This is a genomic window from Mycobacterium gastri (assembly GCF_002102175.1).
GTDB classification, from domain to species: domain Bacteria; phylum Actinomycetota; class Actinomycetes; order Mycobacteriales; family Mycobacteriaceae; genus Mycobacterium; species Mycobacterium gastri.
Genome location: NZ_LQOX01000101.1, coordinates 1 through 22,054 on the forward strand (window position 1 = coordinate 1; position 22,054 = coordinate 22,054).

Consider the following 22,054-nt stretch of genomic DNA (forward strand, 5'->3'; position numbering starts at 1 on the left):
CAACATCATCACACGCCACACCGCGCACAGCCGTCAGACACGACCAACAATGGACAGGTTATTCAGCGCGTTCCTAGGTACCGCAAGGTTATGAACCCTGGCGGGCCGACCATTACAGTGGACAGCAGGTACGCGGGGCCGAGCCGGACCGGCACGGGGCCGACCAAAGTACCGATGAGGAGAGCAGGTAACCGCCGATGTTCGAACGATTTACCGACCGTGCCCGCCGGGTCGTCGTCCTGGCGCAAGAAGAGGCCCGGATGCTGAACCACAACTACATCGGCACCGAGCACATTTTGTTGGGTCTTATTCACGAAGGCGAAGGCGTAGCCGCCAAGTCGCTGGAGTCGCTGGGTATCTCGCTCGAAGGGGTCCGCAGCCAGGTCGAAGAGATCATTGGCCAGGGGCAGCAGGCGCCGTCCGGGCACATCCCGTTCACTCCGCGGGCCAAGAAGGTCCTCGAGCTGAGCCTGCGGGAGGCGCTGCAACTGGGCCACAACTACATCGGCACCGAGCACATTCTGCTGGGCCTCATCCGCGAGGGTGAGGGCGTAGCGGCTCAGGTTCTGGTGAAGCTTGGCGCCGAGCTGACCCGGGTGCGTCAGCAGGTGATCCAGCTGCTGTCCGGCTACCAGGGCAAGGAGGCCGCCGAGGCAGGCACCGGCGGCCGGGGCGGCGAATCGGGCACACCGTCCACCTCGCTGGTGCTCGACCAGTTCGGCCGCAACCTGACGGCGGCCGCCATGGAGGGCAAGCTGGACCCGGTCATCGGCCGCGAGAAGGAAATCGAGCGGGTGATGCAGGTGCTGAGCCGGCGCACCAAGAACAACCCGGTGCTGATCGGCGAGCCCGGTGTCGGTAAGACGGCCGTCGTCGAAGGCCTCGCCCAGGCCATCGTGCACGGTGAGGTCCCCGAGACGCTCAAGGACAAGCAGCTCTACACGCTGGACCTGGGATCGTTGGTGGCGGGCTCGCGCTATCGCGGTGACTTCGAGGAGCGCCTCAAAAAGGTGCTCAAGGAGATCAACACCCGCGGCGACATCATCCTGTTCATCGACGAGCTGCACACCCTGGTGGGTGCCGGTGCCGCCGAGGGCGCCATCGACGCGGCCAGCATTCTGAAGCCGAAGCTCGCTCGTGGTGAACTGCAAACGATCGGTGCCACCACGCTCGACGAGTACCGCAAGTACATCGAGAAGGACGCCGCGCTGGAGCGCCGCTTCCAGCCGGTGCAGGTCGGCGAGCCGACGGTGGAGCACACCATCGAGATCCTCAAGGGTCTGCGGGACCGCTACGAGGCCCACCACCGGGTGTCCATCACCGACAGCGCGATGGTGGCGGCGGCGACGTTGGCCGACCGCTACATCAACGACCGGTTCCTGCCGGACAAGGCGATCGACCTGATCGACGAGGCCGGGGCCCGGATGCGGATCCGCCGGATGACCGCGCCGCCGGACCTGCGCGAGTTCGACGAGAAGATCGCCGAGGCCCGCCGCGAGAAGGAATCGGCCATCGACGCCCAGGACTTCGAGAAGGCCGCCAGCCTGCGGGACCGGGAGAAGCAACTGGTCGCCCAGCGGGCCGAGCGCGAAAAGCAGTGGCGTTCAGGGGATCTCGACGTGGTCGCCGAGGTCGACGACGAGCAGATCGCCGAGGTGCTGGGCAACTGGACCGGCATCCCGGTGTTCAAGCTCACCGAGGCCGAGACCACCCGGCTGCTGCGCATGGAAGACGAGATCCACAAGCGGATCATCGGACAAGAAGATGCCGTCAAGGCCGTCTCGAAAGCCATCCGGCGTACCCGCGCCGGGCTGAAAGACCCCAAGCGCCCGTCGGGCTCGTTCATCTTCGCCGGCCCGTCCGGCGTCGGTAAGACCGAGCTGTCCAAGGCGCTGGCCAACTTCCTGTTCGGCGACGACGACGCGCTCATCCAGATCGACATGGGCGAGTTCCACGACCGGTTCACCGCGTCGCGGCTGTTCGGTGCTCCGCCCGGATATGTCGGTTACGAGGAGGGTGGTCAGCTCACCGAGAAGGTGCGGCGCAAACCGTTTTCGGTAGTGCTGTTCGACGAGATCGAGAAGGCGCATCAGGAGATCTACAACAGCCTGTTGCAGGTGCTCGAGGACGGCCGGCTCACCGATGGGCAGGGCCGCACGGTGGACTTCAAGAACACCGTGCTGATCTTCACGTCGAACCTGGGGACATCCGATATTTCTAAGCCCGTCGGCCTCGGGTTCACCAAGGGTGGCGGTGAGAACGACTACGAGCGGATGAAGCAGAAGGTCAATGACGAGCTCAAGAAGCACTTCCGCCCGGAGTTCCTCAACCGCATCGACGACATCATCGTCTTCCACCAGCTGACCCGTGACGAGATCATCCAGATGGTCGACCTGATGATCGGCCGGGTCGCCGGCCAGCTCAAGAGCAAGGACATGGCGCTGGAGCTGACCGACAAGGCCAAGTCGCTGCTGGCCAAGCGCGGCTTCGACCCGGTGCTGGGTGCCCGTCCGCTGCGACGCACCATCCAGCGCGAGATCGAGGACCAGCTGTCCGAGAAGATCTTGTTCGAGGAGGTCGGGCCGGGGCAGGTTGTCACGGTCGACGTGGACAACTGGGACGGCGAAGGCGCCGGCGAGGATGCGGTGTTCACCTTCACCGGCACCCGCAAGCCGCCGGCCGAGCCGGATCTGGCCAAGGCCGGAGCACCTGGCGCGGGTGGGCCTGGCCCAGCGGCGCAGTAGCGGCAACTTCCCGACGCCGTAACGGGCGGTCACTGAGCGTGCTCGATGACCGCCCGTTTGCGTTGCCCGCTGACGGGCGATACGTGCTGGCTGATTCGCTTCCTGATCAATCGGAATGGATTGGCGGAAACCGCGCGTCGGACCGCTTACAGCGATATTCTCTGGCCTGTTGATTCCTCAATGCTGATCGGGCGATTGCCAGCGTTATCCCCGGGGTCGGAGGCGGGTCATGTCGTTGTTGATGGTGGCGCCGGAGATGGTCGCGGCGGCGGCTTCGGATCTGGCGACTATCGGTTCGACAATCAGCTCAGCCACCGCGGCGGCGGCGGTGCCGACGACCGGGATAGCCGCAGCGGCCGCTGATGAAGTGTCGGCGGCCATCGCGGCGTTGTTTGGGGCGCACGCCCAGGCGTATCAGGCGTTGAGTGTGCAGGCGGCGGCGTTTCATCAGCAGTTTGTGCAGGCCTTGACCGCGGGTGCGGGCTCCTACGCCAGCACCGAAGCCGCCAATACTTCAGGGTTGCCGGACTTGCTGGGTCTGATCAACGCGCCCTCCCAAGCGCTGTTGGGCCGCCCGCTGATCGGTAATGGTGTCGACGGCGGTCCCGGCCAAATTGGCGGGAACGGCGGGCTGCTATTCGGCAACGGCGGCAACGGCGGGGCGGGCGACCTCGCCCACCCGAACGGCGGGAACGGTGGGTCTGCCGGGCTGTGGGGCAATGGCGGTCTCGGCGGGGCCGGCCTGGCGGCTGCGCCCGGCGGCCAGAGCGGCAGCGGCGGCAATGGCGGCAACGGCGGGCTGCTGTTCGGCAGCGGCGGGGCCGGCGGCGCTGGCGGCCAAGGTCCGGCAGGCTTGGCCAACCAGCCCGGTGGTGCAGGCGGCAACGGCGGCAGCGGTGGCAACGCCGGGATCTGGGGCACCGGCGGCGCCGGCGGCGCAGCCGGTGCCGGCGGTGACGGCGGCGCAGGTACCAACGTAATAAGTGGCCAGGCGGCAGACGGCGCGCCCGGCCTCGATAACACAACCTTCCCCCCAGGTGGGGGTAACGGCTCAATGGGCGGAACCGGACAGGGCGGTCTCCCGGGCGAGATTGGCGGTACCGGCGGCCCGGGCGGCGACAGCGGCAACACCTCGGCCCAGTTCCCAGGCGTTACCGGGGGCACCGGCGGTACGGGCGGCGTGGGCGGCATCGGTGCCCCCGGCGGCCAAGGCGGTACCGGCGGCAGCGCCTTCACCAGCGGTGTGGGCACCCAACCTGCTGTCGTTTTTGGCGGTAACGGGGGTGTCGGGGGTGTCGGCGGTGTCGGCGCGGCCGGCGGTGCAGCCGGTAGCGGCGGCAACGGTGGGGCCGGGGGTCATGGCGGGTGGCTGTATGGCGCCGGCGGCGACGGCGGGAATGGTGCGAACGGCGGTATTGGGGGTACTGGCAGTGTCGGCGCCACAGGCGGGTTCGGCGGAAACGGCGGCCAAAGCATTGTCAACAGCAAGACTGGTCCTGCTTATGCAGGCGACGGGGGCCCGGGGGGCGCCGGGGGTGACGGTGGCACTGGCGGTGCTGGCGGCAACGGCGGTAATGGCGGCACTGGCGGTGGGTCTGGACTATTCGGCCACAGGGGCGCCGCAGGCACCGGTGGCTTCGGTGGCACCGGCGGTGGCGGCGGTAACGGTGGCACCGGTGGTTCCGGTGGCTCCGCAAGCGTATTTGTTCAATCGCCTAACGGAATTGCCGGCGTAAACGGCGCAGCCGGCCCCATGGGTCTAGCCGGTGCACCAGGAGCATCCGGCACCGACGGCTACGACGGCTAACGGGTCGAAAGCAGCGACGAGGATTTCGCGATGCGGACGCCTGCAGTTCGAGCGCGCCGCCGTTGCCGCCCACCCCTGGTTCCGCCGGGATACCCGGTTCTCCCGGTAGCCCGGCGGCAACGGTACAGCCGGGCGTTGATTGCTGCAGACATTTGTTCGCTCGACCGGGTGGTCTGCGGTCTACACTGACGGGTGTTGTCGATGAGTAACGGAATCTGGTGAAACTCCAGAACGGTCGCGCCACTTAAAAGTCAAACCCGACGCTCGTCATCAGCACCGAAACGGGACGCGAGATCCCCAGAAGGAGTGGACTGTGGCGAATTCCCAGACAGCCCAGGTCGGATCGGTTGATCTGTCGGCAGCAGGTGCGGCGCTCTGGTTGGCGGCCACCGCCTTCCTGGCGCTCTTGGCGCTCTACTTCGTCGGCATCGATCAGGGTGCGGTGTCGCTGTTCGGCAGCGACTCACACCTACACGAGTTCTTCCACGACGCAAGGCATCTGCTCGGATTCCCCTGCCACTGAGGCGCTGTCGTGGAGAAGCGTCTGATAGCACGCGGCCTCCTGGCGGGCGCGGTGGGTGCTTTACTGGCGTTTGGGTTCGCCCGCCTGTTCGCCGAGCCTGTGGTGGGCCGCGCAATCGCGTTCGAGGACGGCCGCGCCGACGCCGCGCACGCTCTAGGCGTGCCGCACGAGCACGGCGTTGAATTGTTCAGCCGCGGCGTGCAGGGCAATGCCGGATTGGGTTTTGGTGTACTGATTTTCGGCCTCGCCATGGGTGCGCTGTTCGCGGTTGCGTTTTGCGTCGCCTATGGGCGTGCGGAAAGCGCTGCACCACAGGCGCTTTCGCTCCGGCTGGCGGCGGGAGCGTTTACCGCGACGTACCTGGTGCCGTTCGTGAAGTATCCGCCTAATCCGCCGGCCGTCGGTCAGGCGGACACGATCGGATCGCGCACCCTATGGTATCTGGTGATGGTGCTGGCGTCGGCGGTGTTGGCGATCGCGGCGGTATGGCTGGGCCGACGGCTCGCGGCCCGACTTGGGGTGTGGAATGCCGGACTGATTGCGGCAGGTGCCTATGTGGTGGCGGTCGCGCTGGTCATGCTGATATTGCCGACTATTGCTGAGACACCGGCGGGCTTTCCCGCCGATGTTCTCTACGAATTCAGGTTGGTTTCGCTGGGCACGCAACTGGTGCTGTGGGTGACCATCGGGCTGGTGTTCTCGGTGCTCGCGGGCCGGCTCCTGGGCGAGGGTGCCGAAAGGGTCAAGTCATCCGGTTGACTCTGGTGTCGCACGCGATGACTGATGCGATGGCTGCCGCGCGCTTTCCCGTCGATGAGCCGCTCAGCGACATTGGCCGTCGGCAGGCCGAAGCCGTTGTCGGCCTTGATATCCGGGAAACCACGTCCCAGCTGTCCGGGCCCGAGCGGCGCGCCCGACAAACCGCTGAGTTATTGGGGCTCAACCCAACAACGGAGTCGCGACTGGCCGATCTCGATTGCGGACGGTGGCGTGGTGAAACCCTGGCGAGCGTCGACGCCGAAAAGCTGACCGCTTGGCTGACCGACCCGGTTCAAGCGCCGCACGGCGGCGAGTCCATCGTCGACCTGATCGACCGGGTGGCCGGATGGCTCGCGTCGCTGGCCGGCAACACGGTGGCGGTCACGCATCCAGCGGTGATTCGCGCGGCGATCTTGGTGGCACTTGATATTCCACCAAAATCCTTCTGGCGCATTGATATTGCGCCGCTTAGCCGCACGGTGATGCATTTCCGTGAACGGCGCTGGACGTTGCGGCTCTAGCTATTTCGGGCCCACCAGCGCGAAGACCTGTTTGGCGACCTCCAGCATCCATCCGGTCACCGTCGGTCCGTGATCTCGGGGCCAGTTCAGCTGAAAGCTCACCACCCACGGCTGACCGGTCTTGTCCTCGGCATACCAGCTGAAGGTCAGGTCCCCTGGCAGGCCACCGGCTTTCGCGCCGATGTAGGGCCATTCGTTGCGATCCAGTTGGATACCCGCAACGGCAGAAAGGATCTGCCTGACCGGCGCGGCCGGACCAACCGCATCGGCCTGCAGCGCCAGGTGCACCCGGCAGATGTCCTCCGCGCTGCCGTACCACTCCGCGCCGTAGGTGGAGGCCGGAGTGTGCGCACGCATTGGATCAGGTTGGTAGGGAGTAGCATTCGCCTGCTGCAGCAACTGAGCGCGGACCTGCTGGGATGCGTGCTTCCATTGGTCACGCACATCCGGTTGACCCCAGCCGACCGAGAAGAGCTCGTACATCGTGGGAAACGGCGTCATGCTGGCCGGATCGTGATGGCCGGCGGTGGCCAGCGCCTCCTCGATAGCGGAGGTGCCCAACCGCTCGATCAGCAAGTCGGTGGCCATGTTGTCGCTGGTGGCGATCATCTTCTCGGCGGCGGTGCGAACCGAAACATGCGCCCCGGGAGGCAATTCCAGGCCCGACGAGCCCACCGCTTTGCTCTTGGCGGTCACGGTGAGCGTTTCGTCCCAGGACAGCGTGCCGTCCTTCACCGCGTCCGCCAGGGCGTGCAACACGTACAACTTGAAAATCGAAGCAAGCGGCAAGGATTCGCGGGTATTGGTGCCGGCTACCGGGTCGCAGTTCCCGTTGGCCACCTTGGCGACTTGGTACGAATAGCGGGCGCCGGTTCGGCTCAACACGGCGTCGACGTCGCGCCACGAGCCGACCGACGGTGGCTGGGTCTCGAGATCGAACCGATCGACCTGGCCCTGGTCGTCGGTATGGATCCGAATGTCTTGCCGCGCGCCGTAAGACGAAATGAGATGCAGCGTGGCCACACTGGCGCCGATGGCTATGCCCTCGACGGTGAACGGGCGGTCCCACCACAGCTCTGCCATGGTGTGCTCGACGGAACCGATTTGCCCGGGCGTCGCCAGGGTGCCGACGCCCACCGGACCGATCGGCCAATCCGAGTTGAGCATGTCCACGGTCTGCTGGGCGCGCAGGCCGGGTGGTGTTCCGGTGTCGATGCGGCGCCCTGGATCCGCTGCGTTAGCGGTTGGGGTGGGCGAGTGCGCGCAACCGGGAGCCAGGGTGACCACTAATGCGGCAGCGGCGCCCAACGCTAACGCACGGCGCGGCGCCGCCTGCCGGCTATTTCGCTTCGCCAGTCCCGGCAACGTCGAGTACAACCTCGAATTCCAGCAGCGAAGCGCTTGTCGCCACGGGGTTCGCCCGGTGGCCGGCGTGGGCTTGGATGGCCGGCCCGTTCGCCCATGCCTGGAATGCTTCATCGGACTCCCAGTGTGTCACCACGAAGTAGCGGTCTTCGCCCTTGACCGGACGTAGCAACTGAAAGCCGAGGAAACCGGGAGAATTCTCCACCGCATGCGCGCGGTGGGCGAACCGCTTCTCCAGTTCGGGGCCAGCGCCGGCGGGCACTTCGATTGCGTTGATCTTCACCACTGGCATGTCGCTAGGTTACCGTGCCCGGCATGCCGACCGATCTGTTGACCCATCGCGGGGGGCGAGGTGAACCGCTGGTCCTGGTACATGGGTTGATGGGCCGGGGTAGCACATGGTCTCGGCAGCTGCCCTGGCTGACCCGGTTGGGCAGTGTCTATACCTACGACGCGCCGTGGCATCGAGGCCGTGACGTCGACGATCCGTACCCGATCAGTACCGAACGCTTCGTAGCCGACCTGGGTGATGCGGTTGCCCCGCTGGGCGTGCCGGCGCGGCTGGTCGGGCATTCGATGGGTGCTTTGCATTCGTGGTGCTTGGCCGCGCAGCGTCCGGAGTTGGTTTCGGCGTTGGTGGTCGAGGACATGGCGCCGGATTTCGTCGGCCGCACTACCGGCCCGTGGGAGCCGTGGCTGCATGCTCTTCCGGTCGAATTTGATTCTGCGGACCAGGTTTTCGCCGAGTTCGGCCCGGTCGCCGGCCAGTATTTTCTGGAGGCCTTCGACCGCACCGCCACCGGGTGGCGGCTGCACGGAGATACCTCGCGGTGGATCGAGATCGCCGCCGAGTGGGGCACCCGCGACTACTGGGAGCAGTGGCGGGCGGTGCGGGCCCCGGCACTGCTGATCGAGGCCGGCAACTCGGTCACACCGCCGGGGCAGATGCGTGAAATGGCTGAAAGGGACTGTCCGACAACGTATCTGAAGATCCCGGAAGCGGGTCATCTGGTGCACGATGAAGCCCCGCTGGTGTATCGCCACGCGGTCGAATCTTTTTTTGCCGAACTCGGTGTCGGCTGAGCCGACGCCGACTGAGATAGCGCCTGCCGAGGCGAGCCACCGCCGATGATCCGGCGGCCGGGCCGTCGGGAGCCACCCAACCCAGCGCAGTGCTTCGGCCGACTCCCTGCCAGCCTCAACGGAAACTCGGCCGCGCCCGCCGCCCGCGACGACCGTCGCCGAATCGACCGACACCCGGCAGCACTCGGCCGCCCTTACCCGTTCGGCGCCTGGGCACCCGAGCCCCTTAGCCGATGGTCAATTAACGAAGCGATTTACGCGAATTCCAAATGCCCTATAATGAGGCAATGGACGTTGCCGAAAAGCTGAGCCCGGCCGCCCAGCCTGCTGTCGAAGCTCCCGACCGAACTTGGACCTTCCTGACGAACCATGCCCATGTGTTGCTGTGCGTGTCGACCGGCGAGCCCCTGACAGCTCGCGAGCTGGCGCTGCGAATCGGCATCACCGAGCGTTCTGTGCAAGCGATATTGACCGACCTGACCGAGGAGGGCTACCTCATCAAGTCCAAGGTTGGTCGTCGCAACGTGTACGAGCTCAATCCGCAGGGTCGGCTACGCCACCCACTCGAAGCCAGCCACACCGTGGGTGAGCTTGTTTCGGCTTTGTCCTGAACGGCCGGTTGATCGCCGCGCCGGGTGCGTCATGCCGACGTCCGGGCAAAGCGTCGGGCACGGTCATTCCGTCTCGCCGGCTGATGCGGCGCTGCCCGCTTGGGTTGGGGTAGCCCGGCCAGACGGCGCCATGACTGAATCGCCTCGGAGGTGACCTGGGCGTATCGGATCGGCGAGTCAATTCCGGTACCGAGCACGTGGGCGCGCAGGGCGCTGCCGGTAACGGCGTCCAGTGTCGCTTGGCGGCGATCTCCGACGAGCTCGGTCGACTGGTGAGCCGCCTGCAGGGCATAGAACCCAGCGGGGTTCGACGCGAAGACGAAGGCATTTGCTTCGCCCATCGCAATGTCGTACGCGGTATGCCAACTGGTGAGCGACGGCATAGTGCCTCGCGCAATGCGCCGATGCAGTTCGGCGATATTGGCGATCGCCTTGATTGTGGTGATTTTGGCGTATCGGACGAGTCCCCAGGTCGGACTGGTCAACAGCTCGGCCACCCAGCCATGGATGACGCGCCGGGAAACCCCGGCGGTTCCCACCGTCTGCCAGCCAAGGTCGAGGGCGATGATGCTGTTTTCGGGTGTCAGGTAACCGCCCGGACCGGCCAGCAGGTCATTGCACGATTGGACGAATGCGGCCAACGGGCGGGCCGAGCACGCGGGGTAGTCGGTGATCTTCGAGTCGCCGTTGATGTATGAGATGACGTTCATTGCGCAGCCGGCGCCCGTTCCGGGCTGGTGAGGGCCTTTGGCCAACCTCAACGGGTTGGTGATGCGGTCGAGATCCATTTGCCCTTCCTCCAGTGTTCGCCACTCCTTAATGCGAAAGATATATACCGAAGTATTTTTCATCAATGAAAATTCATATGAGTTTGCTATGAATGGGCATGTGGGAGGTCGGCAATATCGGTTCTGAGCACGTCTAGGATGTGACCGAGCCGTAAGCACCAGCGGCAAACCCTGGTTAACCCGCTGCGGGTCAAGGGCTTTCCCCGATGCGTCACCGTCACATCGCGTGGTTCGCAACATCGGCCACCAATGGTGCTTTCAGCGGTTCCCGGCAGCCGAATGGCGAGGCGGTGCAGGTATACGGGAGGCGCCGCTTCATCCCGACGCGTCTCGGGGGCGGCTCGCCCGCCGTCTGGTTGCACACTGCCCGGAATGCAGACGTCCCGGTGACGGCGAAGTCGGGGTTCGTGTTGGGCTGCCATGTCGGGCGCGTGGTTGAGCTGCGGGCATCGCGACGGCATCGCGCGTGCCGTGTCAATCCGGCTAAGCGAGCTACTCCTCGCCCGCCAGCGCGAACCGTCCGTCGAGCGTCCGGATCACCAGGCCGTCGACAAGCAACGAAACCAGCGCCCGGTCACGCTGCGCGGTATCGATCAGCCAGGCCACGTCGAGCTCGGCGCGGCTGACCGGAGAATCCTTGGCGCGCAACACGTCCAGTAACCGCCCACGGACTTGCCGGTCGGTTCCCGCGTACGCCTGCACGCGCCGCGGCGGACCATCCGCAGCGGGATATCCGGCGGCCCGCCATGCGCAGCCGCTCACCGGGCACAAACCGCAGCGCGGGGCCCGGGCCGTGCACACCGTCGCGCCCAGTTCCATGAGCGCCACCGAAAAGCATGGCGCCGATTCATTATTCGGCAGCAGCGCCAACACGTCGGCGTGATCACGGGCCGTCGACGGCGCCCCCGCATCGGCGCGGCCGTGCACCGCACGAGCCACCACCCGGCGCACGTTGGTGTCCACCACCGGCACCCGCCGGCCGTATGCGAAACACGCCACCGCCCGCGCGGTGTAGCTGCCGACACCGGGCAGCTTCACCAGGGTTTCGACGTCGTTGGGGACCACGTCGTCGTGGTCGCGCGCGACGATGGTGGCGCATTCGTGTAATCGTTTCGCCCGGCGCGGATAGCCCAGCTTCCCCCAGGCGCGCAGCACATCGGCGGCAGTCGCCGCGGCCGTGGCCGACGGGGTGGGCCAGCGCCGCACCCAGTCCGGCCACATCGACAGCACCCGCGACACCGGAGTCTGCTGCAGCATGAACTCGCTCACCAATATCTGCCATGCGCTGACGTCTGGCCGGCGCCACGGCAGGTCGCGACGTGATCGCTCGTACCAAGCAAGAAGATTGGCGGATGATATGTGCTGCGGCGCGGTCACCGGCCGGTACGGCAGAATGCGTGACATGCCCAACACCAACCCGGTAACCGCGTGGAAAGCACTCAAAGAGGGTAACGAGCGATTCGTCGCCGGCAAGCCCGAGCATCCCAGCCAAAGCGTCGACCATCGCACCGGCCTCGCGGCTGGGCAGCAGCCGACCGCCGTGATTTTCGGTTGCGCGGACAGCCGGGTGGCTGCCGAGATCATCTTCGACCAGGGTCTGGGCGATATGTTCGTGGTCCGCACGGCCGGGCACGTGATCGACTCGGCGGTACTAGGTTCCATCGAGTACGCGGTGGTGGTGCTCAACGTGCCGCTCGTGGTCGTACTCGGCCACGACAGCTGTGGCGCCGTCGATGCCGCACTGGCGGCACTGGACAGCGGAGAATTGCCCGAGGGCTACGTCCGCGATGTGGTCGAGCGGGTGGCCCCGTCCATCCTGCTGGGCCGGCGCGACGGCCTGACCCGTGTTGACGAGTTCGAAGAGCGCCACATCCACGAGACGGTGGCGCAGCTAATGGCCCGTTCCAGGGCGATATCAGAGCGGGTTGCTGCGGGCGCGCTGGCGATCGTGGGCGTGACCTACCAGCTCTCCGACGGGCGGGCGGTGTTGCGAGATCACGTCGGTGACATCGGCGAGGAAGGCTGACATCCCGGCGCCTCTAACACGGTTCGCCATCGATAGGGCCCAGCTAACCTCGCGACACGCCGAGGCGGATCAAACGGGTCGGCGTGACCTGGGCCTACGGTGTGAATGTGCTGGATCTGGAACCGCGTGGCCCGCTACCTACCGAGATCTACTGGCGGCGCAGGGGACTGGCCCTGGGCGTCGCGGTCGTGGTGATCGGAATTGCGGTGGCTGCCGTCGTCGCCTTCGTCGGTAACACCGCCGGCGCCAAACCTGTCAGCGCCGAGAAACCGGGCTCCGCGCAAAGCCATCCCGGCTCAAACGCGCCGCAGGCGCCGGAACCGGCTGGGCAAAGCGCCGCCAACGCTCCGGCAGCTCCGCAGGGGCAAAACCCGGAGATGCCCACTCCCACCGCCGCGGTGCAACCGCCGCCGGTGCTCAAAGAGGGGGACGACTGCCCGGATTCCACGCTCGCGGTCAAGGGACTGACCAACGCGCCCCAGTACTACATCGGTGACCAGCCGAAATTCACCATGGTCGTCACCAACATCGGGCTGGTGGCCTGTAAACGCGACGTCGGGGCCGCGGTGCTGGCGGCATACGTCTACTCGCTGGATAACAAGCGCTTGTGGTCCAACCTGGACTGCGCGCCCTCCAACGAGACCCTGGTCAAGATGTTCACTCCGGGGGAGCAGGTGACAACCGCGGTGACCTGGACCGGGATGGGGTCGGCGCCGCATTGCCCATTGCCCCGGCCGGCGATCGGTCCCGGCACCTACAACCTCGTCGTCCAGCTGGGCAACCTTCGGTCGCTTCCGGTTCCGTTCGTGTTGAACCAGCCGCCGCAGCCGCCGGGGCCGCCGTCGGCCCCTGGCCCGGCTGTGGCGCCGCCGCCGGAGGCCCCGCCCGCTCAAGGTGGTTAGCGCTTTACTGGTCAGCGATCGTCGACTCGGCCAGCTGTGACAGGCCCTCGCGCACATGACGGGCCCACATCGCGCCGATGCCGTCGACAGATTGCAGGTCGCCGGCACTGGCGGCCAACAGACCCTGCAGCGTTCCGAAGGAACGCACCAGCAGATCGGCATGGGCGAATTGCAGTCGCGGGATGACTGCCATTGCGCGATAGCCCCGCGGGCTCAACGCCGAGTCCTGTGCCTCCGGCGTCGTGGGATAGCCGAAAACCTTTGCTAGCACGGCGAAATCGAGCAGTTCGGTGTCCGAGAGCGCGTCGAGCTCATCCAGGGTCGCGTCGATTTGGGCTTTGGTCGGCGGTTCCGGGTTGGCGTGGTAGTCGCGGACAATCAACTCGCGGGCGGTGTCGTTGCCGCCGAGCAGCTCCTCCAGCTGCAGCCGCAGCTGACGCCCGTCGGTGCCGAGTTCCACGGCGTCGTAGTCGATCACCAGGCCGATTCGCCGGACCAGCTCGAGCCGCTGCACCACCGTCATCACGTCGCGCAGCGTGACGAAGTCTTCGATCTCGGCCCGCGAGAGTTGCCGGCTGACCTCATCGAGTCGGGTCTTGTAGCGTTCCAGTGTCGCTATCGCCTGGTTGGCTCGGGACAGGATGGTCGCCGAGTCGGTCAGCACATGACGATCACCGCCGACATAGACGGTCACGATGTTCATCGAGTGGCTCACCGAGATCACCGGGTAGCCGGTCTGGATGGCGGATCGTTCCGCCGAGCGGTGGCGCGTGCCCGATTCGTCGGTCGGTATCGACGGATCCGGGACCAGCTGCACGTTGGCCCGCACTATGCGGCTGCAGTCGGTGGAGAGCACCACGGCTCCGTCCATTTTGGACAGCTCGCGCAGCCGGGTCGGGGCGTAGCGGACGTCGAGGGAGAAGCCGCCGTCGCAGATGGCCTCGACATTCTCGTCGTAGCCGAGCACGATCAGGGCGCCGGTACGGCCACGCAGGATACGTTCCAGGCCGTCCCGCAGCCCCGTGCCGGGTGCCAGGCGGGCGACAGCCTCACGCAGGGTCGGACGTGTCACAGCGTGCATTCTGCTATGAGCGGGGCCACTTAGTGACGAGTGTCCAGACGACACACGTTGGCGGGGGCGCTGGTGCGGTGGTCGGCAATGTCGATCATGTGCTCGAGCGCCGCCGCGATCGTGGGTGCGCGCAGTGCTCGCAGACCCGCCGGCACCGCCTCGCGACCGGGCGGGATCAATGCGATGTTGAATCCCTGACGAGCTGCCTCGGCGAGCCGCCGGTCCATGCCGTTGACCGGTCGCAGGTCGCCCGCCAGCCCGACTTCGCCGATCATCACCGCCGTGGTGGGCAGCGGTAGGTTCGCGTACGCCGAGGCCAGCGCGATCGCAACCGCCAGATCGGATGACGGATCGGTCAATCGCATCCCTCCGACGGTTGACAGATAGATGTCGTTGACACCGATGGTCAACTTGGCGTGCTTTTCCAGAACGGCGGTGATCATCGCCGCGCGGGCGTGATCGATCCCGCTGACGGCCCGTCGCGGCGAACCGCCCGCCGGAGTGGCCAGCAACGCCTGGACTTCCCCGATCAGCGGCCGCTTCCCGTCGAGTGTCGCGGTGATGGCGGTACCGGGCACGGGAGCGGACCGTTGATCGAGGAACAGGTTCGACGGGTCGGCGATTCCTTCGATGCCGTTGTCGTGCAGCAGGAAACATCCAACCTCGTCGGCGGCGCCGAACCGGTTCTTGATCCCGCGGACCATCCGTAACCCGCTGTTGCGGTCGCCTTCGAAATGCAGCACCACGTCAACGAGATGCTCCAGCGAGCGAGGTCCGGCGATCGACCCTTCCTTGGTGACATGGCCGACCAGGATCAGCCCGAACCCGTGAGACTTGGCGGCCGCGGTCAGGGCGCCCGTCACCGCGCGCACCTGGGTGACCCCGCCGGCGACGCCGTCGGCCTCGCTGGTGGACATCGTCTGCACCGAGTCGATGACGACCAGCGCCGCCTGCACGGTCTCGATGTGGCCCAATACCGCGTGCACGTCGGATTCGGCGGCCAGATACACCTGTTCGCCTTGACAGCCGATCCGGTCGGCGCGCAGCCGAATCTGCCCAGTGGACTCTTCACCGGAGATGTACAGCGCGCGCTGTCCCGACTGCGCCCAGCGATGGGCGACCTCGAGCAGCAGCGTCGATTTACCGACACCGGGTTCGCCGGCCAGCAGCGCCACCGACCCTGGCACCACACCGCCGCCCAGCACCCGGTCGAGCTCGTCGATGCCGGTCGGACGGTGCCGGTTCAAGTTGGGCTGGACCGAACTGATCGGAACGGCGCGCGACGCCGGTGCCGGCAAGCGGCGACCACTGGCGCCGGCCACGTTACGTATCGACACCTCTTCGACGGTGCCCCAGCTGCCGCATTCCAGGCACCGCCCCACCCACTTGGCGGTGAGGTGACGACAATCCGAGCAGCGGAATTGCGAACGCACGTTGGCCACGCCGTGACCGTATCGGTCGGGTACGACAGATCTCGCACACCCCTGCGTGGGTGTGGTTAGTGCCGAACCGGAGTGGTCGCCTGCTCGTGTGGCTGAGCAAGCGGTGCCGCGATCGGCACCATCAGGGTGCCCTGTCCGGCCTTCTCGAAGTTGAAGGTGAAGCTGTACGTCAAGCCGTTCGTGATGGGTTTGGTCAAGACCACGCTTGCCCTGGTCGCCTGATTCGACCCCAACGGGCCCGGCGCAACGAGCTGGCCGTCCGGCGTACCGACAAACAGCATCCCGGCGGCGGGCAGCCGTGCGTCACCGGTCATCGTCACGGTGCCGATGTCGCTGCCGATGCTCACCAAACGATCAGCCACATCCGGGGATTGGTTGATAGCCACCAGCACCAAGTCCACTTTCCTGCCGGGCTGCAGGAAATCGCCGCTGCGCTGCAGAGCTTGGATCCGGACATCGCGCAGCAGCACGTTGTTTATGGTCAGCCGGTTGCCGTTGACGGCGGGCTCCTGATTCGCGGTCTGCGAGATCTGGCCGGTTCCGCAAGCGCTCACCAGTGCGGCAATCAGTGCGACCAGGCCCACCAGGGTGAGGCGGATCTTGAAGCGGTTCACTCAATGCCTCCTGCTGGGTTCGGAGCTTGGCAGACCGCATGACGGGGGGCCTGCTGACTGCGATTCGACTATGCACAGTAGTAGGTTGCTGCCGCCGGCGGTAGCGCCGGTGCCGATGGCGCGTGCGATTCGCGATCTGGCAGCATCGACCAATCTTCCGGCACCGGGTGACCATGCCTCGCCGGGTTGGCCGGCGGGGCCCGTCCCACCCTGCTTGGGCCGGCGGCGCTGTCGACGGGTGGGCCATCGGCTACCCCACCACTGGGCGCACTTGAGATAGCGGCGACAGGCGGCAATCGGCGCGGCGATGCACGTCTTGATCCCCATGTCAACCCCCAATCTCCGGCTGCGGTGCCCCTGACCTGCACCGTTGATCCGCACGCGCCAGGGCGGCGTGTTAGCATGGAGTGACGAAAGGGGCTCAAATCAGATGATCTTCAAGGTCGGTGACACTGTCGTCTATCCACACCACGGTGCTGCGTTAGTCGAGGCGATCGAAACCCGAACCATCAAAGGGGAACAAAAAGAGTATCTCGTCTTGAAAGTGGCGCAGGGCGACCTGACCGTTCGTGTGCCTGCTGATAACGCTGAGTACGTTGGAGTCCGCGACGTCGTCGGCCAAGAAGGCCTTGACAAGGTTTTCCAGGTGTTGCGTGCCCCGCACACCGAAGAGCCCACCAACTGGTCACGTCGTTACAAGGCCAATCTCGAGAAGCTGGCTTCCGGCGACGTGAACAAGGTCGCCGAAGTGGTGCGTGACCTATGGCGTCGGGACCAGGAGCGGGGTTTGTCCGCAGGCGAGAAGCGGATGCTGGCAAAGGCTCGGCAGATACTGGTCGGGGAACTGGCGCTGGCTGAGAGCACCGACGACGCCAAAGCAGAGACCATCCTCGACGAGGTTCTGGCCGCCGCTTCCTGAAGACCCCGAGACTCTGGGTGACTGGAGCCGCACGCGCCGTAGTCGCGATCGTTCCGGCCGCGGGGTCGGGTGAGCGGCTGGCCGTTGGCGTACCCAAGGCGTTTTATCAACTCGACGGGCGAACCCTGGTCGAGCGCGCCGTCGAGGGCCTGCTGGAATCCAAGGTCGTCGACCATGTCGTCGTAGCCGTCCCGCCGGATCGCACCGACGAAGCAAAGCTGATCCTCGGACATAAGGCCATGGTCGTTGCCGGCGGTGCCGACCGTACCGAGACCGTGCGCCTGGCCCTAGCCGCGCTGGTTGAGACCTCGGAGCCGTCGTTTGTGCTGGTGCATGACGCAGCGCGGGCGTTGACGCCACCTTCGTTGGTCGCGCGAGTGGTCAACGCATTGCGGGCCGGCCACGCCGCCGTGGTGCCCGCGCTACCACTTACCGACACCATCAAGGCCGTCGACGCCAACGGGGTGGTCTTAGGCACTCCGGAACGGGCGGGGCTCAGGGCAGTGCAGACCCCGCAGGGGTTCGCCGGCGATCTGCTGCTACGCGCCTACCAGCACGCGGGCAACGCCGACTTCACCGACGACGCATCACTGGTCGAGCACATCGGCGGCCAGGTTCAGGTGGTCGAGGGTGACCCGCTGGCGTTCAAGATCACCAACCGACTCGATCTGTTGTTGGCCCAGGCGGTGGTGCGCGGGTGAACGGACTGCCGCGGGTGGGTTTGGGTGTCGATGTGCACCCGATCGATCCCGGACGCCCATGCTGGCTGGTGGGCCTGCTGTTTCCGAGCGCCGACGGCTGCGCCGGCCACTCCGACGGTGACGTTGCGGCGCATGCGTTGTGTGATGCCGTGCTGTCGGCGGCCGGGCTGGGCGACATCGGCGACGTCTTCGGAGTCGACGATCCACGTTGGGCAGGCGTGAGCGGAGCCGACATGCTGCGTCATGTCGTCGAGCTGATCACGCAGCACGGCTATCGGGTGGGGAATGCCGCCGTGCAGGTGGTCGCCAATCGGCCCAAGATCGGTTGGCGCCGGCTCGAGGCGCAGGCCGTCATGTCGCGCCTACTCAATGCGCCGGTATCGGTGTCAGCAACCACCACCGACGGGCTCGGCCTGACCGGACGGGGCGAGGGTCGGGCCGCCATCGCGACGGCATTGGTGATTTCGCTGCGCGACCCGTTCCCAGCCCAGTAGGGCCGGGCGGCCGTCGCGGTTGTAGGCAGTAAGCTGGCACGTCGTGACCGATCGCGCCCGCTTGCGGCTCCATGACACGGCGGCCGGCGCCGTGCGCGATTTTGTGCCGCTGCGCGACGGACACGTTTCGATCTATCTGTGCGGCGCCACCGTTCAAGGACTGCCGCACATCGGGCATGTCCGCAGCGGGGTGGCATTCGACATCCTGCGGCGCTGGCTGATCGCACGAGGCTTCGACGTCGCGTTCATCCGCAACGTGACCGACATCGACGACAAGATCTTGAACAAGGCCGCCGCCGCGGGCCGACCGTGGTGGGAATGGGCGGCCACCTACGAACGGGCGTTCACCGCCGCCTACGACGCCCTGGATGTCATGCCGCCGTCCGCGGAACCGCGCGCCACCGGGCACATCACCCAGATGATCGAATTGATCCAACGTCTGATTGAAACGGGCCATGCCTATACCGGCGACGGGGACGTCTACTTCGACGTGCTCAGCTACCTGGATTACGGCCAGCTGTCCGGACACAAGATCGACGACGTCCACCAGGGCGAAGGGGTGGCCGCGGGCAAACGCGACCAGCGCGACTTCACCCTGTGGAAGGGCGAAAAGCCCGGCGAGCCGTCCTGGCCGACACCCTGGGGCCGGGGCCGGCCCGGCTGGCACCTGGAATGCTCGGCAATGGCCCGTACCTACTTGGGGTCTGAGTTCGACATCCATTGCGGCGGTATGGATTTGATCTTCCCGCATCACGAGAACGAGATCGCGCAGAGCCGCGCCGCCGACGACGGGTTCGCCCGCTACTGGCTGCATAACGGCTGGGTGACGATGGGCGGGGAAAAAATGAGCAAGTCGTTGGGCAATGTGCTGGCCATACCGGCGATGTTGCAGCGGGTCCGGCCGCCCGAGCTGCGCTACTACCTGGGCAGCGCGCACTACCGCTCGATGCTCGAGTTTTCCGACACCGCCCTCCAGGACGCTGTCAAAGCCTATGTCGGAGTTGAGGATTTCCTGCACCGGGTGCGCAGCCGAGTGGGTGCCGTCCTGCCCGGCGAATGGACGCCGCGTTTCGCCGAGGCGCTGGACGACGATCTGTCGGTTCCGATCGCGCTGGCCGAAATTCACCACGCCCGCGCGGAAGGCAACCGGGCACTCGACGCCGGTGACCATGAAGGCGCATTGCGAAGCGCCGGTTCGATCCGCACGATGATGGGCATCCTGGGCTGCGACCCGCTCGACGAACGCTGGGAATCGCGTGACGAGACAACGGCTGCCCTGGCGGCTGTCGACGTGCTGGTACAGGCCGAGCTGGAAAACCGCGAGAAGGCGCGCGAGCAGCGTAACTGGGCGCTTGCCGACCAGATTCGGGATCGCCTCAAGCACGCCGGCATCGAGGTCACCGATACTGCCGACGGGCCACAGTGGACGCTGGGCGGTGACGGCAAGTAAATGGCCGGCAACTCGCGGCGCCGCGGGGCGGTACGCAAATCCGGCACCAAGAAAAGCGCCCCTGTCGGGTCGGGCGGGCAGCGCCGCCGGGGCCTGGAGGGCCGCGGTCCCACCCCGCCGGCACACCTGCGGCCCAACCATCCCGCCGCCAAACGGGCCAAGGCGACTCCGCGCCGCCCGGCGCGGAGTCGCATCGACGAAGCCGAGACGGTGCTTGGCCGTAACCCCGTGCTGGAATGCCTGCGCGCCGGAGTGCCTGCCACCGCGTTGTACGTCGCGCTCGGCGCCGAAGCCGACGAGCGTCTCAATGAATCCGTCTCTCGGGCAGCCGATTCCGGGGTCTCGATCCTCGAAGTTCCGCGTGCCGATCTGGACCGGATGACGGCCAACCACCTGCATCAGGGCATCGCTTTGCAGGTGCTGCCGTACGTTTACGCCCACCCTGACGATCTGGTCGCGGCCGCCATGGACACGCCGCCGGCGTTGTTGGTGGCGCTGGACAACATTTCCGACCCGCGCAACCTCGGCGCGATCGTGCGCTCGGTGGCGGCGTTCGGTGGTCACGGTGTGCTGATCCCGCAGCGCAGATCGGCGTCGGTAACGGCGGTCGCATGGCGTACCAGTGCAGGCGCGGCCGCCCGTATTCCGGTGGCTCGGGCGACCAATCTCACCAGGACGCTGAAGGATTGGGCCGACCGCGGGCTACGGGTGATCGGGCTGGATGCCGCCGGTGAGACCGCCGTCGACGACCTGGACGGTAGCGACCCGTTGGTGGTGGTCGTCGGCTCCGAGGGCAAAGGGCTGTCGCGGCTGGTGCGGCAGAACTGTGACGAGGTGGTGTCCATCCCGATGGCCGGGCATGCGGAGTCGCTGAATGCCTCGGTGGCCGCCGGCGTGGTGCTCGCCGAAATCGCGCGCCAGCGAAGGCGGTAACTTGCGTTCCCGCGTCGGTGCTGCGGTGCTGCCCCCGGCTGCCGCGGTTCTCGCTCCGCTGCCGACGGCGTTCGCGCAATGGCCCGGCTTCGACCTGCAGGCACACTCCGGTGGTCGCGGCGAGACGACCGGAGGCAAGCCGAGCAGCGAGTTTCCCCGGGCTGAAATGGTGTGGGGCAACAAGATAGCCACCTTGCCGGATGTTTTTGCGCTCACCGACTCATACCGCGCTGATGTGCGCTACAACATCGAAACCAAGGTGCAAGCCGACCATCCGGGCGCATCGGCAGGCCCGCAAGAATTCGTCGACGTGGTGCTGGCAGCGGTCAGGTCCGCGGGCAAGGTCGACCGCGTGGAAATTCAGAGCTTCGATTGGCGCACGCTGCCGATGGTGCACCAGGCCGAGCCGTCGATCCTGTTGGTAGCCTTGTGGAACGAGCAGACTTGGGTACCCGATTCGCCATGGCTGGCGGGTATCAACCCGGCCGTAGTTGGCGACCCGATGATCGGGGCGATGCTGGTGGGTGCGAGCATTCTTTCTCCCAGGTACGCGCTGGTTGCCGGCAACGCATTTGTCGATCGAGCACATTTGTTGGGGCTCAAGGTCATTCCGTGGACCGTCAACGACGCCGATGCCATGTGGGAGCAGATCGCCTATGGCGTCGACGGCGTCATCACCGGCTATCCAGCGCTGTTGCGCGACGTGCTGGCGATCCCCCTTTCGGACGTAGCGATAGCCCGTGGCTACAGCACAGACTCCGGGTGGCTCCGCGGAGCCTTCAGCGCAGAGATCCAATCGGGTGCCCATGTCGAGGCGGAACCCGCCTGTAAGGGTTGATCTTCGACCAAAACAACGGTATGAGGGCGCGGCGTTCATCCTCGCCGATCAGGTCGTGGAATTCCGGAACCTCCAGAACCGCTTGCAGCAGAGGTGTGTTGATGTGCACCAGCGCCGACTGCAGCAGATGCAGCGCCAGCATCGACACCTCGGCATACTCAGGGTCGGGGCCGGTGGCGCTGTTGGGCTTGACAGTAGATCGCGCGCCAGCAGCTAGTCGGGGCCCGCACAGGCAGCGCTCGGCGAGGCCGGGCGGCAGCGGGGTTCGGTTGTCGGTCGGGCTGCGCCGGCAGGTGGCCGCGCTACCCAACGGCGACCCGGTTGGGGTGCCGAGACTGGGCCGGCACCGAAACGTAGCCGCGGTACAGCAAGGTGGTTTGAGAACGCTGATTCAATAACGACGACAGCAATCGTTAATAGCGCAGTTCAGAAGGCATTTTGGGGTGTTGAGAAACCCGGTGG

Annotated in this window: 21 protein-coding genes and 1 pseudogene; 15 read left to right on the top strand and 7 right to left on the bottom strand. The window is 66.3% G+C overall.

Going from position 1 to position 22,054, the window contains the following annotated elements; all coding sequences use genetic code 11:
- Positions 1-197: 197 nt before the first annotated feature.
- From clpC1 to AWC07_RS11110, 5 genes are all read left to right on the top strand, one after another.
- Positions 198-2,744 carry an ATP-dependent protease ATP-binding subunit ClpC gene (clpC1, locus tag AWC07_RS11090; protein ID WP_036413377.1) on the top strand — a complete coding sequence of 849 codons (2,547 nt, stop codon included), beginning with the start codon at positions 198-200 and terminating at the stop codon, positions 2,742-2,744.
- A 229-nt stretch (positions 2,745-2,973) separates the two neighbouring features.
- Positions 2,974-4,551, top strand: a complete 1,578-nt coding sequence (locus AWC07_RS11095; protein WP_036413379.1) for a PE family protein — start codon at positions 2,974-2,976, stop codon at positions 4,549-4,551.
- A 313-nt stretch (positions 4,552-4,864) separates the two neighbouring features.
- Positions 4,865-5,074 carry a CbtB domain-containing protein gene (locus tag AWC07_RS11100; protein WP_036413382.1) on the top strand — a complete coding sequence of 70 codons (210 nt, stop codon included), beginning with the start codon at positions 4,865-4,867 and terminating at the stop codon, positions 5,072-5,074.
- 9 nt (positions 5,075-5,083) lie between these two features.
- Positions 5,084-5,833: a CbtA family protein gene (locus AWC07_RS11105; protein ID WP_036413384.1), complete on the top strand. Its 750-nt coding sequence runs from the start codon at positions 5,084-5,086 to the stop codon at positions 5,831-5,833.
- 29 nt (positions 5,834-5,862) lie between these two features.
- Positions 5,863-6,354: a histidine phosphatase family protein gene (locus AWC07_RS11110; RefSeq protein ID WP_244187565.1), complete on the top strand. Its 492-nt coding sequence runs from the start codon at positions 5,863-5,865 to the stop codon at positions 6,352-6,354.
- Here AWC07_RS11110 and AWC07_RS11115 read toward each other — a convergent pair whose 3' ends face one another.
- Positions 6,355-7,710 (bottom strand): serine hydrolase, encoded by a 1,356-nt coding sequence (locus AWC07_RS11115; protein WP_425271243.1) that lies wholly within the window; start codon positions 7,708-7,710, stop codon positions 6,355-6,357.
- Complete coding sequence (gene mhuD / locus AWC07_RS11120; RefSeq protein ID WP_036413389.1) at positions 7,694-8,011, bottom strand: mycobilin-forming heme oxygenase MhuD; 318 nt, start codon at positions 8,009-8,011, stop codon at positions 7,694-7,696. The genes AWC07_RS11115 and mhuD overlap by 17 nt, the downstream gene beginning before the upstream one ends.
- A gap of 14 nt (positions 8,012-8,025) precedes the next feature.
- Between mhuD and AWC07_RS11125 the strand changes: the two genes are divergently transcribed.
- Complete coding sequence (locus AWC07_RS11125; protein ID WP_139829643.1) at positions 8,026-8,802, top strand: alpha/beta fold hydrolase; 777 nt, start codon at positions 8,026-8,028, stop codon at positions 8,800-8,802.
- 287 nt (positions 8,803-9,089) lie between these two features.
- Positions 9,090-9,413: a helix-turn-helix transcriptional regulator gene (locus tag AWC07_RS11130; protein ID WP_036413394.1), complete on the top strand. Its 324-nt coding sequence runs from the start codon at positions 9,090-9,092 to the stop codon at positions 9,411-9,413.
- A 29-nt stretch (positions 9,414-9,442) separates the two neighbouring features.
- Here the strand turns inward: AWC07_RS11130 and AWC07_RS11135 are convergent, their stop codons facing one another.
- Positions 9,443-10,201: a hypothetical protein gene (locus AWC07_RS11135; RefSeq protein WP_051508000.1), complete on the bottom strand. Its 759-nt coding sequence runs from the start codon at positions 10,199-10,201 to the stop codon at positions 9,443-9,445.
- 492 nt (positions 10,202-10,693) lie between these two features.
- Positions 10,694-11,605 carry an HhH-GPD family protein gene (locus tag AWC07_RS11140; protein ID WP_036413397.1) on the bottom strand — a complete coding sequence of 304 codons (912 nt, stop codon included), beginning with the start codon at positions 11,603-11,605 and terminating at the stop codon, positions 10,694-10,696.
- Here AWC07_RS11140 and AWC07_RS11145 point away from each other — a divergent pair.
- Both AWC07_RS11145 and AWC07_RS11150 read left to right on the top strand, forming a co-directional pair.
- Positions 11,604-12,227 carry a carbonic anhydrase gene (locus AWC07_RS11145; RefSeq protein WP_036413400.1) on the top strand — a complete coding sequence of 208 codons (624 nt, stop codon included), beginning with the start codon at positions 11,604-11,606 and terminating at the stop codon, positions 12,225-12,227. The genes AWC07_RS11140 and AWC07_RS11145 overlap by 2 nt on opposite strands.
- Positions 12,228-12,334: 107 nt before the next feature.
- Positions 12,335-13,129 carry a hypothetical protein gene (locus tag AWC07_RS11150; RefSeq protein ID WP_139829649.1) on the top strand — a complete coding sequence of 265 codons (795 nt, stop codon included), beginning with the start codon at positions 12,335-12,337 and terminating at the stop codon, positions 13,127-13,129.
- A 4-nt stretch (positions 13,130-13,133) separates the two neighbouring features.
- Here the strand turns inward: AWC07_RS11150 and disA are convergent, their stop codons facing one another.
- The 3 genes from disA to AWC07_RS11165 are packed head-to-tail and all read right to left on the bottom strand — an operon-like array spanning position 13,134 to position 16,257.
- A complete protein-coding gene (gene disA, locus AWC07_RS11155; RefSeq protein ID WP_139829645.1) occupies positions 13,134-14,210 on the bottom strand; it encodes a DNA integrity scanning diadenylate cyclase DisA in 1,077 nt (358 codons plus the stop codon).
- Positions 14,211-14,230: 20 nt separating this feature from the next.
- Complete coding sequence (gene radA / locus AWC07_RS11160) at positions 14,231-15,643, bottom strand: DNA repair protein RadA (protein ID WP_036406280.1); 1,413 nt, start codon at positions 15,641-15,643, stop codon at positions 14,231-14,233.
- A gap of 56 nt (positions 15,644-15,699) precedes the next feature.
- Complete coding sequence (locus AWC07_RS11165; protein ID WP_036406277.1) at positions 15,700-16,257, bottom strand: copper chaperone PCu(A)C domain-containing protein; 558 nt, start codon at positions 16,255-16,257, stop codon at positions 15,700-15,702.
- Positions 16,258-16,687: 430 nt separating this feature from the next.
- Here AWC07_RS11165 and carD point away from each other — a divergent pair, with 430 nt between their 5' ends.
- The 6 genes and pseudogenes from carD to AWC07_RS11195 form a co-directional block, all read left to right on the top strand.
- Positions 16,688-17,176 carry an RNA polymerase-binding transcription factor CarD gene (gene carD, locus AWC07_RS11170; RefSeq protein WP_007166539.1) on the top strand — a complete coding sequence of 163 codons (489 nt, stop codon included), beginning with the start codon at positions 16,688-16,690 and terminating at the stop codon, positions 17,174-17,176.
- 17 nt (positions 17,177-17,193) lie between these two features.
- Positions 17,194-17,877, top strand: a complete 684-nt coding sequence (ispD, locus tag AWC07_RS11175) for a 2-C-methyl-D-erythritol 4-phosphate cytidylyltransferase (RefSeq protein ID WP_036406272.1) — start codon at positions 17,194-17,196, stop codon at positions 17,875-17,877.
- Positions 17,874-18,371 (top strand): 2-C-methyl-D-erythritol 2,4-cyclodiphosphate synthase, encoded by a 498-nt coding sequence (gene ispF / locus AWC07_RS11180; protein WP_036406269.1) that lies wholly within the window; start codon positions 17,874-17,876, stop codon positions 18,369-18,371. Before ispD ends, ispF begins: the two co-directional genes overlap by 4 nt.
- 43 nt (positions 18,372-18,414) lie before the next feature.
- A complete protein-coding gene (gene cysS, locus AWC07_RS11185) occupies positions 18,415-19,821 on the top strand; it encodes a cysteine--tRNA ligase (RefSeq protein WP_085105070.1) in 1,407 nt (468 codons plus the stop codon).
- Positions 19,822-20,754, top strand: a complete 933-nt coding sequence (rlmB, locus tag AWC07_RS11190; protein ID WP_036409490.1) for a 23S rRNA (guanosine(2251)-2'-O)-methyltransferase RlmB — start codon at positions 19,822-19,824, stop codon at positions 20,752-20,754. It begins immediately after the preceding gene.
- Between the two features lies 1 nt (position 20,755).
- Positions 20,756-21,508: pseudogene (locus AWC07_RS11195) on the top strand (glycerophosphodiester phosphodiesterase family protein); the annotation flags it as partial.
- Positions 21,509-22,054 lie beyond the last annotated feature (546 nt).

Coding starts and splice junctions, on each gene's coding strand:
- AWC07_RS11130 (WP_036413394.1), top strand. CDS start 9,090: ATGGACGTTGCCGAAAAGCTGAGCCCGGCCGCCCAGCCTGCTGTCGAA.
- AWC07_RS11095 (WP_036413379.1), top strand. CDS start 2,974: ATGTCGTTGTTGATGGTGGCGCCGGAGATGGTCGCGGCGGCGGCTTCG.
- AWC07_RS11140 (WP_036413397.1), bottom strand. CDS start 11,605: ATGTCACGCATTCTGCCGTACCGGCCGGTGACCGCGCCGCAGCACATA.
- carD (WP_007166539.1), top strand. CDS start 16,688: ATGATCTTCAAGGTCGGTGACACTGTCGTCTATCCACACCACGGTGCT.
- rlmB (WP_036409490.1), top strand. CDS start 19,822: ATGGCCGGCAACTCGCGGCGCCGCGGGGCGGTACGCAAATCCGGCACC.
- AWC07_RS11135 (WP_051508000.1), bottom strand. CDS start 10,201: ATGGATCTCGACCGCATCACCAACCCGTTGAGGTTGGCCAAAGGCCCT.
- AWC07_RS11110 (WP_244187565.1), top strand. CDS start 5,863: ATGGCTGCCGCGCGCTTTCCCGTCGATGAGCCGCTCAGCGACATTGGC.
- AWC07_RS11145 (WP_036413400.1), top strand. CDS start 11,604: ATGCCCAACACCAACCCGGTAACCGCGTGGAAAGCACTCAAAGAGGGT.
- disA (WP_139829645.1), bottom strand. CDS start 14,210: ATGCACGCTGTGACACGTCCGACCCTGCGTGAGGCTGTCGCCCGCCTG.
- mhuD (WP_036413389.1), bottom strand. CDS start 8,011: ATGCCAGTGGTGAAGATCAACGCAATCGAAGTGCCCGCCGGCGCTGGC.
- clpC1 (WP_036413377.1), top strand. CDS start 198: ATGTTCGAACGATTTACCGACCGTGCCCGCCGGGTCGTCGTCCTGGCG.